Here is a 15,881-nt window from a genome sequence, read left to right on the forward strand (position 1 = left end):
GCGCATGGGGAACGCTATAGCGAGTCTAACCAGCTTTGCCGGCTCTGGCAGGGCAGTTAGCCAGTATTTGAAGGCCACTGGCGTCAATCGTTCCATCAATCGACAGGGGCCGTTATGCTGGGGAACTTCTGCCACCTGCGCACCCACCCAATAAGGACACCCCCTCTGAACAGGACGCCCCCATGCAACTTCTGGTAGTCGAAGACGACGACATCGTCCGGATGCTGATGGTCGAAGTGCTCGACGAACTGGGCTACACCGCCATCGAAGCCGAGAACGCCGCTGCTGCCTTGAGAATCCTCGAGGATGCCAACCAGCCGCTGGCACTGCTGATGACCGATGTAGGTCTTCCGGATATGCGCGGCGAGGAGCTGGCAGCCAAGGCCCGCGAGCTGCGACCGACGTTACCTGTGCTGTTTGCCAGTGGATTTGCCGAGAGCCTCGATGTACCGCAGGGCATGCACCTGATTGGCAAGCCCTTTGGTATCGATCAACTGCGGGACAAGGTGACGGGGATACTGGGGACGCCTTGAACGTAGCGTCGCCCCTACTGACGAGGGTCGCCGAAATAGTAGCGATCCAGGCTGCCCTTGCCGAAGTAGCGCTCGTATTCCTGGATGGCGTACAGGTCCATCATGCCGGCGATGTAGTCTGTGATCAGCCTGCGCCGGTCTGCCTTGAGTGAACGCAGCTCTGGCGGCAGCAGCCTGTTTTTCTCGTTATAGCGCGCATCGCTGTACACCTCGAACAGCCCTTTGATCACCTGCTCGCCTCGCTTTTCATAGAGCTGGACGTCTTTTTTGCGCAGGATGGCCTTGAACAGGAGCTTCTTGAGGCCCTCAGCCAACTTGGCATAGCGTTGGTAACCGAGTGTGCCGTCGACCAGGCCAATATCCGAACACAGCGTGTTGACGATCTTGGAGGTCAGCTCCTTCTTCAACACCATCGCGTACTCTTCCGACGACCCCAGACGATGCGACAGCATGGCATCGCTCTGCACCGCTTGCGCCAGTTCATCCATCATCGGATACGCCTCGGCGAAGGAATCGCTGATCTTGAACTCATGGAGGATCTCTCCCAGGCTGATCAGCCCAAAGCTCAAGGCATCTTCCAGGTCGTGGGCGGCATAGGCGATTTCATCGGCAAGGTCCATGATCTGGGCATCGATGCTCTTGGTGATGTTGACATCCCGCTGCGCCAGTTCGTCGGTGAGGAACCGGTGGTCCTCGTCGTAGAGGAATTTCGCCGAATTGTCCTCGCGACGATGGAAGTACTTGGTCACCGCCATCAACGTACGCACATTGAGGTTGAGCCCGTCATACAAATGATGCTTGCGCTCCAGGGTGCGCAGAATACGAAAGGCCTGGGCATTGCCTTCATACCCGCCACACTCGCTGCACAGCTCGTTGAGCACTTTTTCACCGTGATGCCCGAACGGCGGGTTGCCGATGTCATGGGCCAGTGCGGCGGTCTCGGCGACGACGGTGTCGTTGAGCTCGAGGTCGATGGCAATCGAGCGCGCGATCTGTGCGACCTCCAGGCTGTGGGTGAGGCGATTGCGGTTGAAACGTCCGGCGTCGATTCCCAGCAGTTGCATCTTGCCTTGCAGCCGACGGAAGGATGAGGAATACAGGACCCTGGCATAGTCGCGCATGAGTTCCTGGCGTCCATTGGAGCGTCCATCGTCGTGGGCGAAGACTCGATACTGCAATTTCGCGGCCTCGAGTTCCTGTTCCTTGGCGTAGGCCTTTACATCGTTGTCGTACATATCCTCATCCCTTTTTCGGTTGCACTTGAGACTCGCCGTGGCCGCTATGGCCGAAACGGCAGGCAGGCCGCATCCGATGCCGCGACATCCGCCTCGAACGCCTGCTCACTGTAATCGCGTGGGTAATAGGAGAAGCGCTTCAGATCAAGGTAATCCTGCTTTTGCATGTAGCGTCTGGACATCGCAAGGCTCTCGCGTTCCACCTGCGCTGCATCCAGCTCGGGGCTCAAGTTCAGCTGGGTGATACCGCAATACTCGGCACTCGCGGGGTCCACAGGCGTCGCGCCCTGGGCCTGCAACTGCGCCAGAAACCCCGCGCTATGGCGTGGCGGCCCATAGACCACCACGGGCCCGACCGACACACCCTTGATGCACTGGGCATGTTCATCGAGCCACTGACGGGTCTGCTCGAGGGTGGCCGCCGTTTCACCGGCGTACAACAGCACATTGACCTTGACCCAGATGCCATGGCTGGCACACGCCTGCAGCAACTTCGACGCCGACTCCAGGTAACGCGCCGGGTCCCGCGCCTTGTTCATCGCCAGGATTTGCCTGGGCGCCGCCGACTCGAGCCCCAGGTCGATGACTTTCATGCCCGCCGCGGCGAGGCTTTTGACCGTATCGGGCTTGATGCCGTCCACCCGGCTTTCGCAGCGCCAGAGGATACGGGTATCGCAGCGCTGGACCTGTTCGGCCAGCGTCTGGGCCCATCGCGGGTTGGGCAGGAAGAAGGACGACTGGAAATATGGATGGATGCCGTGGTCGCCATAGTCGTCTGCCAGCTGGCGCAGCTCATCGACGATCAATTCGGGGGCTTTGAGCTTTTGCAGCGGAACGTCTCGCTCTTCGCAGAACACACAGCCTTTGCCGCATCCGCGGGAGGTCTCGATGCTGGGCTGGTAGCGCCGATGGCCTTCGACCAATAGATGGTTCAAACCACAGACCCGTCCGTCCCATCGGCCCTCGAATGCCAGCAACGATGGCAACAGGTCTTCGCCCAGGCCTTGGACGATCCGGTCGACCTGCGGCAGTTTGCCCTGCAACCACGCACTGTCAGGCCCTGTCACCCATCGTCCCCCAAGCACTATGCGCACCCGGGGAGCGAGCTCCTTCACCGCCCTGCAAAACAACTGCGCCCACTCCAGGGCGTAGAAACTGGTCATCGAGAGCATCAGCGGTGCATCGGCCCGCAGCAGGCCCTGCTTATGAAGACGTGCGGCGAGCGCATCAGGTGCTTCGTGCTCGCCATGCACCAGCAGTGTCTGAAGGCCGTTTCGCTGACACAAGCTCGCCAACCCCAACGCGCCATAGTTCAAGTACAACTGTCGCCGGGCCAGGGCGTGGTCCCGCTTCTTCGGTTGCAGCAAGCCGGCGGAGACGAACAGCACGGGTGCGCGTCCCGCGCGGATCAACATTCCCCGGGCTCCCCGGCGCACCAGTCACACACGCCCTCCTCGGATTCGCCCTGCACGAACAGGATCTGCCCTACCTCGCCGGCTCTTCGGTCATCCTCGATGCAGGCGTCACAGAGTGTGATCGTGGGGTACTGCTCCGCTGCACGATCCGACAGCAGATCGCCATACACTACGCATTTCTTCATGGTCGCTTCCCAGGTCATGAGGGCATTTTTCGCCGCGGACATCCCTTGCCCCGGCGTGGACACATTTAGGGATTTCCCCAGCCACCCTGTCAAAAACGCGGCGTTTAGGCCTTGCCCGGCAGGCCCGTCACCTTCTTACAAACTGCAACCCGCCCCCTGACGCCGCGGCTCGTATCAATGGATCGAAAGCCGCCGAGCGTTCTGCAGTACACTTGCCGCTCAACCCGATCAAGGCTCACTCCATGCCTCGCTTCCCTCGCCTGCTGCTCCCCTTGCTGCTGCTCGCCACCCTCGCCGCCTGCGACCAAAAACCCACCCGCGAAGAAAAGATCCTGGCCAACCTGCCGCTGCAGGAGGCCTACGAACACAACATCGAGAAGATCGCCGCGCTGCTCGCGCCCAAGCATCCGCAGTTGTCCGAGGAGCAGATCCAGGCAGTGCTGCGCAAGCACCTCACCGCCGAGGACCAGCGCCAGGATCTGTTCAAGCTCTACAGCGAACAGCACTTCAGCGATGCCGAGTTCGACCTCATCGTCGCCGCCACCCATGACCCTGAAAAAGCCAAGGCGTTGGAAAACAGCGACGAAGGCAAGCGCCTGAGCGAGAAGCTGACCGCCTTGATGCGCGAAAGCGCCAGCGACGAGAAGGTGCAAGCCATGGCCGAGCAGCGCATGCAGGAGGTCGAGGACGAGCTGAGCGAGATGGAAACGCCCAAGGACTGAAAACGGCTGCGACCCAACCCTGTAACAGGTAAGGTTATCGTTCTTCCCCGCCCAAGAGGTCTGGATTGCCACACGCCAAGAAAGGCCTGCGCCTGGATCTGCGCACGCTGATTCTCGTACTCGCGGCACTCACCGCCACCGTGATGCTGCTGACCAGCTATTTCGCCAGCTACCGCGTGCAGCGCCAGTTGCTGATCGACCATGCGCTGGAAGCCAACCGGGTGTACGCCGCGAAGCTGGCCTCGATCACCGAAACATTCCTGGGCAACGCCCTACAACAGCTGGCCTTCAGTGCCTCGGTGCAAGGGCGTCAACAGGGCAATGCCTTGGCGATGCAAAGCGAAACCGAAAGGCTGCTGCGCCAGAGCAGCGCCTTCAATTCGACGTTCGTGGTCGATGCCCAGGGCATCCTGCAAGCCATTTCACCGGCACCGCTGCGCAAGATGGTCGGTGCCCGCCTGCAGACACCCGGCGCCACCCAGGCGTTGCGCGAGCGTCATGCGTTGGTGTCGACGCCTTTTCTCTCCACCGCCAACAACCTGGTGGTGGTGCTGTCGCAACCTGTCTTCGACGCCAACGGCCGCTACCTTGGCTATGTAGGCGGCACTCTGTACCTGCGCGAACACAACATTCTCAAAAGCCTGCTGGGCGAACACTTCTACAAGGATGGCTCCTACCTCTATGTGGTCGATCGCAACCGGCGCCTGCTCTACCACCCGGATGCCGAGCGCGTAGGCACGGTGGTCCAAGGCAATGCATTGATCGATAAGCTGGCGACGCTGGGCAATGGCACACAGCAAGTGCGCAACAGCACCGGCGTGGACATGCTGGCAGGGTTCGCCACCGTGCCCAGCACCGGCTGGGGCATCGTTGCCCAGCAGCCGCTGGCGCAAACGGTCGCGCCGCTCAAGCGCCTGATACTCGATGTGGTCGGCATCTCCGCGCCGCTCGCCTTGGTGGGCTGCCTGGTGCTTTGGTGGCTGACCGTGGCCATCACCCGCCCGTTGCGCCAGCTGGCCGCGAGCGCCCGCACCCTGGACCGCCCCGGTACGGCCGAAGGCCTACAACAGGTCAAGGCTTGGTACTTTGAAGCCGCGGAGCTCAAGCGGGCGCTGCTGTTCGGGCTCAACCTGCTGCAGGAGCGTATCGGACGGCTCAACCGCGCGGCCCAGACCGATCCGCTCACAGGCCTGGGCAACCGTCGCCACCTGGAGTTCAGCCTGTCGCTGCTGGAGGCCGAGGCCTGTGATTTCTGCGTCGTGGCGCTGGACATCGACCACTTCAAGCGGGTCAATGATGGCCACGGGCATGAGGTGGGCGACCAAGTACTGCGTCGGCTGACCGAACTGATGCGCCGCTGCTGCCGGGAAGGCGATGTGTTGTGCCGCACCGGCGGCGAGGAGTTCCTGATGCTGTTGCCCGACGCCAGCCTGCAAGCGGCCCTCGCCGTGGCCGAGCGCTTGCGCAAAGGCGTGCAGGACACGCCCATCGAACCGGTGGGCGCGGTGACCCTCTCGCTGGGCGTGGCACGCTGGGAAGCCGACAGCCTCGAGGCGCCCAGCGAAGCCCTCAACCGCGCCGACCGGGCGCTCTACGCGGCCAAGCAGGCCGGGCGCAACCGCGTGATGAGCGACGCCTGAGGCTGACACCGTCCGTCGCGGCATCGGCACCGGGCCCAGGTGCGAGGGCTCGAATGCACGCAGACCTGATCCAGGAGACGTGCCATGAAACACCCCCACCTGCTGTTACTGAGCCTTGCCCTGTGCCTGGGCACCGTCGCCCCTCTGGCGCTGGCAGCGGGCGCCCCCAATACCGTGCGCACCCCCAGCGAGCAGATTCCCGGCACCGGCACCATCGATCGCAATGGCGGAGCCACGGGCTCCGGCACCCCCGGCGATGCCATGGGCAGCGGCAACGGCGGCACCGATGCCAACAACACCGATAACACCGGCGGCGATGGCACATCCCAGGGCAGCAGCGGCGAGCGTGGCCCGGGAACCGGCAACAGCGGCGACGTCGATGACGCTGCATCGTCCGGTGATTCGGGCATCAACGACGGTCGCAAAGCGCCCTGAGCACTGCGCCCGCTCTAGAACAAGGCTTCCCCCTTGATATGTAACAAGCCTTGTCTTAATACTGTCATCTTTCGGTCATAGGATTGACCTCGATCTGCAACCTACTATCAGGGATGAGTACCATGCGTCGTGTCGTGTTCAATCAGAAGGGCGGTGTCGGCAAGTCCAGCATCGCCTGCAACCTCGCCGCCGCCAGCGCCGCCGAAGGTTACCGGACCTTGCTGGTCGATCTGGACCCACAGGCCAACGCCACGTACTACCTCACCGGCCTTGCCAACGACGCGATCCCTGCCGGCATCACCGATTTCTTCCGCCAGACCTTGTCCGCCGCTGCTGCCGGCAAGAAGCACCGCGTGGCGATCACCGAAACGCGTTATGACAACCTGCACCTGGTCACTGCCAGCCCGGACCTCACCGACCTGCAGCACAAGCTCGAAAGCAAGTTCAAGATCAACAAGCTGCGCAAGTTGCTGGTGGAGCTCTCGCAGGATTACGAGCGGATCTACATCGACACGCCCCCGGCCTTGAACTTCTACACCTTCAGCGCCCTGGTGGCGGCCGAGCGACTGCTCATCCCGTTCGATTGCGACAGCTTCTCGCGCCAGGCGCTGCGCAGTGTCCTGGCCGAGGTGGAAGAACTGCGCCAGGACCACAATGCCAACCTGCTGGTCGAAGGCGTGGTGGTCAACCAGTTCGCCGGGCGTACGGCCCTGCACCAGACCCTGGTCGATCAGTTGCGCGCCGAGGGCCTGCCGGTGCTGCCGGTGTATTTGAGCAGCTCGATCAAGATGCGCGAGTCCCATGAAGTGGCGATGCCGTTGGTGCACCTGGCGCCCCGGCACCGACTGTCCCAGGAGTTCGTCGATCTGCTGGATGTGCTGGAGCGGGCAGCCTAAGGCTGGCGCAGGAATCTGGGGGCCGCTGTGCGGCCCATCGCAGGCTTCGCCAGCGCCCAACGCGACCGCGCGCCTCGAGGCGGACGATGCTGCGACAATCCACCACACCACGACCATTCATCCGAATGGTAGATTCGCCGCCATGAAAATATCCCGCCAGACACGTTCGCTGACCGCCTGGACGCTCTATGCCAGCGTCCTGTTCAGCCTATTGGTGTGTGGCCTGCATCATGGCCAAATGAGCGGCCTTCGCTTGTCCGGGCTGGACGGGGGTTTTTGCTCGATCTCGAGCGACCATGGCCCGGCCATCGACCTGGGCGACAGCGGCAGCGACTCGCACATGGCGCAACTCGATTGCCCGGTGTGCTCATCCTTCGGCTTGGCGGTACCGCTGACCAGCAGCGCCTGGACCTTCACCCAGGCCCAGGGCCGCGCGCCCTCGCCTATCGTCGTGCGCAGTTGGGCGCAACCGCCACCGCGCTACCTGCGCCCCGCCCTCAATCCCCGCGCCTCCCCCTTCTTCTTCCCCGCAGCAGCAACCTTAGCCTGACCCCGACCGGGCGCGCTTGCGTGCGTGGTCGTGGCCAGCCATGACCTTTGCGTGGAAATCCTTACAACATGATCCGCAACACTTCTCTGATGCTCCTGATGGGCACCTGCAGCTACGCCTGGGCGGGTGCCAGCCCCGTCGAATTGACCGCCACCACCATCGATGGCGAACGCGAAGCGCCCAGCGGCGTGCAACTGGACGAGCCGATCCAGACCGGCTCCCGACTGGGCCTCACCGCCCGACAGACGCCAGCCTCGGTGAGCGTCTCGGACCGGCGCGTGATCGAGGAACGTGGCGCCAAGGACACCCAGGACGTGCTCAATGCCATGACCGGCGTCAACGCCTCGGCCAACCCGGGCTATGGCGGGTTCGTGTCTTATCGGGGCTTTACCCAGAACCAGGTCACCCAGCTCTACAACGGCATCAACCTGGGCTATAGCAGCGCCACCCGTCCCGTGGACGCCTGGGTCGTCGATCGGGTCGAACTGATCGGCGGGCCGTCGTCGTTCCTGCATGGCGCAGGTGCCGTGGGCGGCTCAATCAACACCCTCACCAAGCTCGCCAGCCGCGATGAACACACCTTCGATGGCCGGGTGCGCTATGGCAGCTACGACGACTCGGAAATCGCCTTCGGCGTCAACCAGGCCCTGGCCAGCAACCCGGCCGATGCCCGGCATTTCGCCCGCCTGGATTTCAGCCGTGGGCATGGCAACGGATACGTGGACCGCAACGAGCGCTGGACCGACAGCCTGGCCTTTTCCGTGCTCAGCGATCTTGCGCCCAACCTCACCCATACCTTGGCCCTGGAGTACCAAGAGGACAAGGAAGACAGCCCCTATTGGGGCTCGCCCATCCTGCCGGGCCGTAACACGATGAAGATCGACCGCAGCCGGCGCTTCGAGAACTACAACGTCGCCGATGGCCGCTATGAACAGCGGGTGCGCTGGCTGCGCTCGATCCTGGACTACCAGGTCAGCGACACCACGAGCGTGCACAACACCCTGTATCACTACAGCGCCCAGCGCGACTACCGCAACCTCGAGAACTACGCCTACAACGACGCAGGTGATGTGGTGCGCTCCAGCCCCTACCTGCAGCGCCACGAACAGCGCCTGCTGGGCGACCGCATCGAACTGCGCTACGACAACCAGTTGCTGGGCCTTGCCAGCCAGTGGTCGCTGGGCCTGGACTATTCACACATGCGCCAGACTCTCTACCCCACCTCGGGCAGTTGGAGCGATGTGGTCGATCCGGGCCACTTCGACCCTGGCAGCTTCGATGACATTCCCGGGGTGAACGCAGGTCTGACCAAGCAACGTCATAACGAGGTGACCAACCGCGCCCTGTTTGCCGAGAACCGCCTGCAGCTGACCGACCGCCTGGCCCTGCTCACGGCCCTACGCTACGACTATCTGGACATGGAAGTGAACAACTACGGCCCGGTCTCGCCCACCAGCCCGGCGTTCTTCGAGCGCCGCTGGGAGCCGTTGAGCGGCCGCGTCGGCCTGACCTACGACCTCACCCCTGCAGCGAGCGTCTATGTGCAATACAGCACAGCCGCCGACCTGCCCGCCGGCTCGCTGGCCTCGGCCACCTACTCCAACGTCGGCCTGTTCGACCTTTCCAAGGGCGAGCAGTGGGAGGCTGGCAGCAAGTTCGACTTCCTCGAGGGACGTGGCGCGGCGACGGTCGCGGTCTACCAAATCGTGCGCAAGGACTTTGCCGTGCGCGACTCCAACGACCCCAACGTGATGGTCCAGGCCGGCCAGCAGACCTCCCGCGGCATCGAGCTGTCAGGCCGGCTGCAGGTCACGCCCAAGCTGCTGGCCGAGGGCAACTATGCCTATGTCGATGCTCAGTACGATACGTTCAACGAAGCGGTCGGCGGACAATCGGTTTCGCGCAAGGGCAACACACCGGTCAACGTGCCGGCCAATGTCGCCAACCTGTGGCTGACCTACAGCTTCACCCCGGCCTGGTCGGCGGGCGTCGACGTACGCTACGTCGACTCGGTCTACGCCAACAACGCCAACACCCTGCAAGCCCCGGCCTACACGCTGCTGGGCAGCTTTGCCCGTTATCGACTGGACGAGCACACCGCGATTACCGCCCGGGTGCGCAACCTCACTGATGAGCTGTATGCCAAACAGGCGTATGGCGGGCAGTACTACATGGGGGCGCCGCGTACTGTCGAGGTGGCAATGGACGTGCGGTTCTAAGCCCCTGGGGGCTGCTTTGCAGCCCCAAAGGTCCACCACCGCTCGCCAGGCCGGCCATAACAGGTATCCCGATGTCGCCCACGAAAAAGCGCGCCCACCCGCCTGCCGTTCTACTGGTCTTCACAACAACGATGCCGTGGCCTGACCACGGCACTTGCGCCCAGGCTGCCTTTGAAGACCGGAGAACATCCACATGTCCGTACCCCATGAGGTATCCCCCGCCACCTTGCGCCGGGTGATCGCCGCCTCGGCCATCGGCAATTTCGTCGAATGGTTCGATTTCGCCGTCTATGGCTTTCTCGCCACGCTGATCGCCAGCCTGTTCTTCACAGGCGAAGACGCGAGCGTCGCCTTGCTCAAGACCTTCGCCGTGTTCGCCGTGGCATTCGCCCTGCGTCCGCTGGGCGGTATCGTATTCGGCGCGCTCGGCGACAGGCTGGGGCGCAAGCGCATCCTGTCGCTGACCATCTTGCTGATGGCCGGCTCCACCACCCTGATCGGCCTGCTGCCGACCTACGCCAGCATTGGCCTTGCGGCGCCGTTGCTGCTGACCCTGGCGCGCTGCCTGCAGGGCTTCTCGGCAGGCGGTGAGTACGCCGGCGCCTGCGCCTATCTGATGGAGCACGCCCCCCAGGACAAGCGCGCCTTCTATGGCAGTTTCGTGCCGGTCTCGACCTTCTCCGCCTTCGCCTGCGCGGCAGTGATCGCCTACACCTTGGAAGCGAGCCTGACCGCCGAGGCGATGAGCAGCTGGGGCTGGCGTGTTCCGTTCCTGATCGCTGCGCCGTTGGGCCTGGTTGGCCTCTACCTGCGCTGGCGGATGGAGGAAACCCCGGCCTTCCGTGAGGCCATGGCCGAGGGCAAGGAGCACAGCCATTCGCCGCTCAAGGAAACCCTGCGCCATCACGGGCGGGCGATCCGCAACCTGGGCGCGTTCATTTCGCTGACGGCGCTGTCGTTCTATATGTTCACCACCTATTTCTCCACTTACCTGCAGATGGTCGGCAACCTCACCCGGGCCCAGTCGCTGCTGGTGACCACCGTGGCACTGCTGTTCGCCGCGGTCGGCTGCCCGCTGGCCGGCGCCTTCTCCGACCGAGTGGGGCGTCGCAAGACCATCGGCTTTACCTGCCTGTGGGTGATGGTGGCGGTGTTCCCGGCGTACTGGCTGGCCAGTTCCGGGTCGATGTCGGGGGCGTTGCTGGGGGTGATTCTACTGGCTGTCGGTGCCTTGCTCAGTGGCGTGGTCACGGCGGCGTTGCTGTCGGAAAGCTTCCCGACCCGGACGCGTTACACCGCCTCGGCGATCACTTACAACGTGGCCTACACGCTGTTCGGCGGTACCGCACCGCTGATGGCCACGTGGCTGATCAGCCAGACCGGCAGCAGCCTGGCGCCGGCGTTCTACCTGGTGGTGATCGCGTTGGTGGCGCTCGTGGGTGGGTTGGCCTTGCCGGAAACCTCGCGGATCTCGCTGCATGAGGATGGCGGTGAGCGCCAGCCCGCGCGGGCGCTGTCGTAAAGAGTTGGCCGCTCCTGCATGAAAAAAGCGCCCGATCTGTAGGAGCGGCCTTGCGCCGCGAAAGGGCCGCAAAGCGGCCCCACAGATCGGCGCATCCCGCCAATGCCAGACGGACTCAGGCCGCCTCCTCACGCCGATGCGCCCACTGGTACAACGCTGGCAGCACCAGCAAGGTCAACGCGGTGGACGACAAGATGCCGCCAATCACCACCGTCGCCAGCGGCCGCTGCACTTCGGCGCCGGTCCCGGTGGCCAGGGCCATGGGGATGAACCCCAGCGATGCCACCAGGGCGGTCATCAAGACCGGTCGCAAGCGCGTCAACGCCCCTTCCTCGATCGCCGCGTGCAACGTGCGCCCTTCTTCACGCAGGTTGCGGATGAAGGCGATCATCACCAAGCCGTTGAGCACCGCCACGCCCGACAACGCGATGAACCCGACCCCAGCGGAAATCGACAGCGGGATGTCCCGCAGCCACAGCGCCAACACACCACCGGTCAAGGCGAATGGGATGCCGGTGAACACCAGTAGGCCATCCTTGAGGTTGTTGAACATCATCAGCAGCAACGCCATCACCAGCAGCAGCGCCACCGGCACCACGACCTGCAGGCGTTCGGCTGCAGACTGCAACTGCTCGAACTGGCCACCCCAGCGGGTCCAGTAACCCGCCGGGATCTGCACCTTGTCGATCAGACGCTGTTCGGCCTCTTCGACGAACGAGCCCAAGTCGCGCCCACGCACGTTCGCGCTGACCACCACCACCCGCTTGCCGTCCTCTCGGCTGATCTGGTTCGGCCCCAGTTGCAGGTTGAGCGTGGCCACCTGCGACAGCGGGATGAAACCGATCTGGCCAGCCCCCGACGCGCTGCTGGCCGGCACCGGGATCAGCAGGCTCGACAGCCCATCGACATCGGTACGCAAGGCTTCGGACAAGCGCACCACCATGTCGAAGCGCCGATCGCCTTCGTACAGGGTGCCGGCGGTGCGGCCGCCGACGGCGATGGCGATGGCGTCCTGCACATCCCCCACATTCAGGCCGTAGCGTGCGGCCTTGTCGCGGTCGATATCGATGGTCAGCACCGGCAGGCCCGTGGTCTGCTCCACCTTCACCTCGGAAGCGCCGGGCACCTGCTGCAGGGCGGTGGCGATCTGCGCGGCGGTGCGGTTGAGCACCTCCATGTCGTCACCGAACACTTTCACCGCCACATCGCTGCGCACGCCGGAAATCAGTTCGTTGAAACGCAGCTGGATCGGCTGGGACAACTCGTAGTTGCTGCCCGGCACACTGGCCGCGGCACGCTGCACCTCGGCGATCAGCGCCTCGCGCGGCTTGCCAGGGTCCGCCCACTGCTCGCGCGGCTTGAGCATCACGTAGGCATCGGAGATGTTCGGCGGCATCGGGTCAGAGGCGATCTCAGCGGTGCCGGTGCGGGCGAACACCCGCTCCACTTCCGGCACCTGGGCAATGATGGTCTGCTCCAGGCGCTGCTGCATCTGCACCGACTGGCTCAGGCTGGTACCCGGCACCCGCAGGGCCTGCAGGGCGAAGTCGCCCTCGCTCAGGCTGGGGATGAACTCGCTGCCCATGCGGCTGGCCAATACGCCGGACAACACCACCAGCACCGCGGCACTTGCGAACGCCAGCTTGCGCCGCCGCAGCACCCAAGCCAGGACCGGGGCGTAGCGTTGGCGGGCCGTGCGCATCACCACACCTTCTTCTTCCTTGACCTTGCCGGTGACGAACAGGGCAATGGCCGCAGGCACGAAGGTCACCGAGAGGATCATCGCCCCCAGCAAGGCCATCACCACGGTGAAGGCCATGGGGTGGAACATCTTGCCCTCGACGCCGGTCAGGGCAAAGATCGGCAGGTACACCACCATGATGATCAGCTGGCCGTAGATCAGCGGTCGACGCGCCTCACGGGCGGCAGCAAACACTTCATGGAAACGCTCGGCGCGGGTCAGCATGCGGCCATGGCGCTGCTGCGCGTGGGCCAGGCGGCGAATGGCGTTCTCGACGATCACCACCGCACCGTCGACGATGATGCCGAAGTCCAGGGCACCGAGGCTCATCAGGTTGGCGCTGACCTTGTTGCTGAACATGCCGGTGAAGGTGAACAGCATCGACAGCGGAATGACCATCGCGGTAATCAACGCCGCACGAATATTGCCCAGGAACAGGAACAACACCGCGATCACCAGGATCGCCCCCTCCACCAGGTTCTTCTTGACCGTGGCAATGGCTTTTTCCACGAGATTGGTGCGGTCGTACACCGTCACCGCGACCACGCCCTTGGGCAGCGTGCGGTTGATATCGGCAAGCTTGCTCGCCACCGCCTGGGACACCGTGCGGCTGTTCTCGCCGATCAACATGAACACCGTGCCCAACACCACTTCGCGGCCGTTTTCGGTGGCCGCACCGGAACGCAACTCCTGACCCAGGCTCACCTGGGCGACATGGCTGACACGGATCGGCGTGCCATCGACGCTGGAGATGACGATGTTGGCGATGTCCTCGGCCGAGGCCACCTGACCCGGAGCGCGGATCAGCAACTGCTCGCCATTGCGCTCGATGTAGCCTGCGCCGACGTTGGCGTTGTTGCTTTCCAGAGCACCGATCAGGTCATTGAGGGTGAGCTTGTAGGCCGCCAAACGTTTTGGGTCCGGCGCGATCAGGTACTGCTTGGCATGGCCGCCGATGGTGTTGACCTCGGCCACGCCAGGCACATTGCGCAGTTGCGGCTTGATGATCCAGTCCTGGATCACCCGTAGGTCCGTGGCGGTATAGGGCGTGCCATCGTCCTTGAGCGCGCCTGGCTCGGCCTCGACGGTCCACAGGAAGATCTCGCCCAGCCCCGTGGAAATCGGGCCCATGGCCGCTTCGATACCGTCGGGCAACTGCTCGCGGGCCACTTGCAGACGCTCGTTGACCAGCTGACGGGCGAAGAAGATGTCAGTGCTGTCCTCGAAGATCACCGTCACCTGGGACAGCCCCGAGCGTGACAGCGAGCGGGTCTGCTTGAGCCCCGGCAGGCCGGCCATGGCCGTCTCGATGGCAAAGGTGATGCGCTGTTCGGTTTCCAGCGGCGAGTAGCCGGGCGCGGCGGTGTTGATCTGCACCTGGACGTTGGTGATATCCGGCACCGCATCGATCGGCAGCTTCTGGTAGCTGTTGATGCCGACGGCAGCCATCAGCACCACCGCGAGCATCACCACCAGGCGCTGCTCGATGGCGAATTGGATCAGGCGTTCGAACATGAAGAAATCCCCGGATCAGTGGCTGTGCTCGGCCGAGCCCTTGCCGAGCTCGGACTTGAGAACGAAGCTGCCAGCGGCAGCCACCTGGGTACCGGCGGCCAGGCCTTCGGTGATCTCCACCTGGCCAGAATCACGCCGACCGGTTTTCACCGGACGGGCCTGGAAACCCTCCTCGGTGCGGGCGAACACCACGGTCTGTTCTTCCCACGTTTGCAGCGCAGCCTCTGGCACCACCACGGCGGCATCGAAGCGCTCGACGTTCACCGCAATGTTGACGAACAGCCCCGGACGCCAGGCGCCATTGGGGTTGGCCAGGGTGGCACGGGCGGTGGCGGCACGGCTTTGCTCACCCAACAGGCTGCCGACATAGTTGACCTGGCCCTCGACTTCGGCGCCCAGATCCGGCGCGCTCACGGTGACGGTACGCCCGGTGGTAACCCGGCCCAGGTCACGTGGCGTGACGGAAAAGGTGGCCCAGACCCGGGTCAGGTCCGAAAGGGTGAACGCGTTGCTGGTCTCGTCGACCACTTCGCCGACGGTCAGGTGCTTTTCCACCACCACTGCATCGAAGGGCGCACGCAGTTCGTAGCGATTGCCTGCACCGGCCGGGGCGACGGCGGCGACTTTCTGCCGGGCGTTGGTCAGCGCGATCTCGGCCTCCTGTAGGGCCTGGCGCGCTTGCAGGTAATCCTGCTCGGCACTGATGCGCTCCTGCCACAACTGCTGTTCGCGCTTGAAGGTCAGCCGCGCCAATTCTGCACGGCGCTGGGCGGCCTGCTGCTCGCTACGCAGGTCGGAGATCTGCTGGCTGGCGATCACCGCCAGGACCTGGCCGCGCTTGACCGGCTGGCCCAGGTCGGCGTGCACGGACTCGACCACCCCAGGCACCCGGGGCACCACGTGGGCGGTATGGTCCTCGTCGAAGCGGATCTCGCCGGGGAAGCTGATGGCGGTGCCCAAGGTCATCGGCGCGGCGGCGACCACCTGCACACCCGCGGCTTCGATCTGGCGGGCGGACAGGTGTAGGTTGCCTTCCTGTTCCTCGTGGGCGTCATCGCCCTGCTCAGCAGGGCCGTGGTCGTCGTCCTGGGCGGCGCTGGCGTGGGCATGGCTTTGCTCGCCGTGTTCGTCCTGGGCAGCCTTGCCGGTGGTCTGGGTCCAGGCCAGGCCGCCAAGGCCGAGCACGGCGATGGCGGCGGCCAGGAGGGCGATCTTGCGGGTGTTGTCCATCATTGCTCCTGAAAAATATCGGCAGTCCTGATACAGGGGCCGC

At 64.1% G+C, this 15,881-nt stretch carries 13 protein-coding genes; 8 read left to right on the top strand and 5 right to left on the bottom strand.

All coding sequences use genetic code 11. The features are described from left to right. Positions 1 to 182: 182 nt before the first annotated feature. The gene (locus ACNFCH_RS18135) at positions 183 to 533 is read left to right on the top strand and encodes a response regulator (protein WP_337158415.1); all 351 of its coding nucleotides are present in this window, start codon (positions 183 to 185) and stop codon (positions 531 to 533) included. 14 nt (positions 534 to 547) lie between these two features. Here the strand turns inward: ACNFCH_RS18135 and dgt are convergent, their stop codons facing one another. Genes dgt through ACNFCH_RS18150 form a run of 3 tightly spaced genes read right to left on the bottom strand, consistent with a single transcriptional unit; the run spans position 548 to position 3,368 of the window. After that, positions 548 to 1,768 (bottom strand): dGTP triphosphohydrolase, encoded by a 1,221-nt coding sequence (dgt, locus tag ACNFCH_RS18140; protein WP_416743242.1) that lies wholly within the window; start codon positions 1,766 to 1,768, stop codon positions 548 to 550. Positions 1,769 to 1,812: 44 nt separating this feature from the next. Beyond that, complete coding sequence (locus tag ACNFCH_RS18145; protein ID WP_416743243.1) at positions 1,813 to 3,183, bottom strand: B12-binding domain-containing radical SAM protein; 1,371 nt, start codon at positions 3,181 to 3,183, stop codon at positions 1,813 to 1,815. Beyond that, complete coding sequence (locus ACNFCH_RS18150) at positions 3,177 to 3,368, bottom strand: hypothetical protein (RefSeq protein ID WP_416743244.1); 192 nt, start codon at positions 3,366 to 3,368, stop codon at positions 3,177 to 3,179. The genes ACNFCH_RS18145 and ACNFCH_RS18150 overlap by 7 nt, the downstream gene beginning before the upstream one ends. Positions 3,369 to 3,610: 242 nt before the next feature. On the opposite strand from ACNFCH_RS18150, the gene ACNFCH_RS18155 reads away from it, so the two are divergent. From ACNFCH_RS18155 to ACNFCH_RS18185, 7 genes are all read left to right on the top strand, one after another. Next, entirely contained in the window at positions 3,611 to 4,090 is a 480-nt protein-coding gene (locus tag ACNFCH_RS18155; protein WP_416743245.1) for a hypothetical protein, read from the top strand. 65 nt (positions 4,091 to 4,155) lie between these two features. Next, on the top strand, positions 4,156 to 5,730 hold the full coding sequence (locus ACNFCH_RS18160) for a diguanylate cyclase (protein WP_416743246.1): 1,575 nt from the start codon (positions 4,156 to 4,158) through the stop codon (positions 5,728 to 5,730). An 84-nt stretch (positions 5,731 to 5,814) separates the two neighbouring features. Continuing rightward, positions 5,815 to 6,165, top strand: a complete 351-nt coding sequence (locus ACNFCH_RS18165) for a hypothetical protein (RefSeq protein WP_416743247.1) — start codon at positions 5,815 to 5,817, stop codon at positions 6,163 to 6,165. 122 nt (positions 6,166 to 6,287) lie between these two features. Continuing rightward, the gene (locus tag ACNFCH_RS18170; protein WP_337158422.1) at positions 6,288 to 7,061 is read left to right on the top strand and encodes a ParA family protein; all 774 of its coding nucleotides are present in this window, start codon (positions 6,288 to 6,290) and stop codon (positions 7,059 to 7,061) included. 142 nt (positions 7,062 to 7,203) lie between these two features. After that, on the top strand, positions 7,204 to 7,611 hold the full coding sequence (locus ACNFCH_RS18175; protein WP_416743248.1) for a DUF2946 domain-containing protein: 408 nt from the start codon (positions 7,204 to 7,206) through the stop codon (positions 7,609 to 7,611). A 68-nt stretch (positions 7,612 to 7,679) separates the two neighbouring features. Beyond that, positions 7,680 to 9,830: a TonB-dependent receptor gene (locus ACNFCH_RS18180; protein WP_337158424.1), complete on the top strand. Its 2,151-nt coding sequence runs from the start codon at positions 7,680 to 7,682 to the stop codon at positions 9,828 to 9,830. Between the two features lie 193 nt (positions 9,831 to 10,023). Continuing rightward, positions 10,024 to 11,352 carry an MFS transporter gene (locus ACNFCH_RS18185; RefSeq protein ID WP_337158425.1) on the top strand — a complete coding sequence of 443 codons (1,329 nt, stop codon included), beginning with the start codon at positions 10,024 to 10,026 and terminating at the stop codon, positions 11,350 to 11,352. A gap of 115 nt (positions 11,353 to 11,467) precedes the next feature. Here ACNFCH_RS18185 and ACNFCH_RS18190 read toward each other — a convergent pair whose 3' ends face one another. Both ACNFCH_RS18190 and ACNFCH_RS18195 read right to left on the bottom strand, forming a co-directional pair. Further along, positions 11,468 to 14,608, bottom strand: a complete 3,141-nt coding sequence (locus tag ACNFCH_RS18190; protein ID WP_416743249.1) for an efflux RND transporter permease subunit — start codon at positions 14,606 to 14,608, stop codon at positions 11,468 to 11,470. Positions 14,609 to 14,623: 15 nt separating this feature from the next. Next, positions 14,624 to 15,838 carry an efflux RND transporter periplasmic adaptor subunit gene (locus ACNFCH_RS18195; protein ID WP_337158427.1) on the bottom strand — a complete coding sequence of 405 codons (1,215 nt, stop codon included), beginning with the start codon at positions 15,836 to 15,838 and terminating at the stop codon, positions 14,624 to 14,626. Positions 15,839 to 15,881: the final 43 nt, after the last annotated feature.

The sequence above is a fragment of the Pseudomonas sp. NY15354 genome, from assembly GCF_048068075.1.
GTDB lineage: Bacteria > Pseudomonadota > Gammaproteobacteria > Pseudomonadales > Pseudomonadaceae > Aquipseudomonas > Aquipseudomonas guariconensis_C.